Source organism: Fusibacter sp., from assembly GCF_057447755.1.
The window spans coordinates 1-2059 of record NZ_JBVBZF010000465.1 but is presented as its reverse complement, the minus strand read 5'-3'; the positions used below and the strand labels follow the sequence as shown (position 1 = coordinate 2059).

Below are 2059 nucleotides of genomic sequence, written 5' to 3'. Positions count from 1 at the left end.
TTTGTAAGTTCTTCTAGAATTTTGATTATCTCTAAAGCATTTGTTTTAGCATGATTTAGAGAGGTTATCAGCTTATCACAGGCTGATATAATCTCCTCATTATTGGCTGGGGCATCTAAAACAGCACTTATATTTGTTGTACTGTTTTTATCAGTATCATTTAACATCCTAAGTATTGCCGTCAAAGAATAATTTGCACACCTCAGGGTTCTAATTATTTTAAGACGCTGAATATCATCCTCACGATAAACACGATAACCATTTTCTTTTCGCTTGGTTTTAAGAAGGCCATTTCGTTCCCAGTTTCGTAGAGTATCCATGGAAACATTCAAGAGCTTAGACACTTCATGCCTTAAAAGTCTGGCGTCACCTAAAGGAGGACTTTGATTAAGCAAGGCTTCAGATATTTTGATGGCTTCATATGCATTATTAAGCTCAGTATCTATTTTTTCAACATATTGATGTGCTAGCTCTAATGCTCTATCAAACTCACAAAGGCCACTGTGATGAATGATTTCATAAGCTTTTTTTCTAATGCCATTTTGCATGATGACCACTTCAATGCCTAGCCTTACAATTCTAAGCTGATTTATGTGCAGATCCGTAAAGACACGATACCCGTTTTCTTTACGGAGTGGCTCGGTCATAAAACCCGACTTTTCATATAAGCGGACTGTATTCACATGAACGCCGATTAACTTTGCAACTTCATTGGTGGTATATGTAGGTTTTATGGATTTCACCTCTGCTTTCTCAGCTTTGAATGGATAGCTGGTCTTTGTTAGATTGTCGTAATTCTATTTCTGCCATTTTCTTTCGACATATACAGGGCTTTATCACAAGCCATCACCATTTCGTCAAAATCACCGTATTTTTCCTTGTAAATCGTAACCCCCATGCTTACGGTGAGTTTAATGGTCTTCTTGTTTTCCGCTTTAAAATCGTAATGATTTATAGCGTCTGCAATCCTTTGTGGCACCAGTAAATCTTCATCATCGCCACGTAGTAAGAGGGCAAACTCTTCACCACCATATCTCGCAAAAATATCATCCCTTCTGATATTTTTACTAATCACTTCGGTGAGCTGCTTAAGTACCAAATCACCTGTTGGATGTCCATAGGTGTCATTAATGTGCTTAAAATAATCAATATCAATTAATACCAGACTGAACTTATCCTTAAATTGTTTGGTAGTTTTAAAGATTTCTTCTCCCTGATTGAATAAGATTCTTCTATTACTGATCTTTGTTAAGCTATCAGTGTTTGCCATAATCTCTAGTTTATTCATGGTGTTTCTCAGATTAACTGCATAAAAGAAAAATACAATGCCTATGGAAGCAACTGTCATTATAATCGTGAGTGATGAGAAAACATGACTGACATTATCAGGTATTTCTATAATGGCATTCTGATTGGGAAATATATTACTGAGAAGTAAAAGCGCAATTGCAATGATATTTACTAAAATCAGTACGATTCTTTCCTTGAGATTGTCTACGGACAGTATGAAAAATGAAGTAGGCAAAATAATAAAGTAGTAGTATTGAAATTGCGATTCTGGTGGAAACCATAAAAAAACACAGGCAGATTCCTGTATAAAAAAACTGGCAAAAATAATGATTTTAGCAAATGTAAACCATCTTTTTTTCAGAAAGTAATAAGCTGATAACATCAGCAAAATAATCATCAACGTCATACTTGTAACAAATGTTGATTTCACGACTGTTATATAATAGAAAAAGAAAAGAAGCACATTACAAATCTGAAATGCATTAATAATATAAGTGAATTTTTCATTCGTATTAAGTTGATCATCATAGCCAATAAATTTTTTCATATCAAATCTTACCCTTTATCATATTTTCTAATGCTTTTAATTGGTTCACAAAATTTCAAGCCTTACATAGATTTTACTCTATTATAAGATCATTTTGTAGTTGTTTTTATATTGTGATATGAATATCATACCCATATTGGGAGATGACTAAAAGTGAAAATGGATAACTTCAAAGACATAAAAAAATGGCAGATTTCTCTGCCATAATTTTTTTCATCAAGC

2 protein-coding genes are annotated in these 2059 nt (G+C 33.6%); both read right to left on the bottom strand.

Going from position 1 to position 2059, the window contains the following annotated elements; genetic code table 11:
- On the bottom strand, positions 1-743 hold a 743-nt coding region (locus tag AC220I_RS21705; protein WP_486725959.1), incomplete at its 3' end, for a MerR family transcriptional regulator.
- A gap of 38 nt (positions 744-781) precedes the next feature.
- Complete coding sequence (locus AC220I_RS21700; protein ID WP_486725958.1) at positions 782-1837, bottom strand: GGDEF domain-containing protein; 1056 nt, start codon at positions 1835-1837, stop codon at positions 782-784.
- Between the last annotated feature and the right edge of the window lie 222 nt (positions 1838-2059).

Coding starts and splice junctions, on each gene's coding strand:
- AC220I_RS21700 (WP_486725958.1), bottom strand. CDS start 1,837: ATGAAAAAATTTATTGGCTATGATGATCAACTTAATACGAATGAAAAA.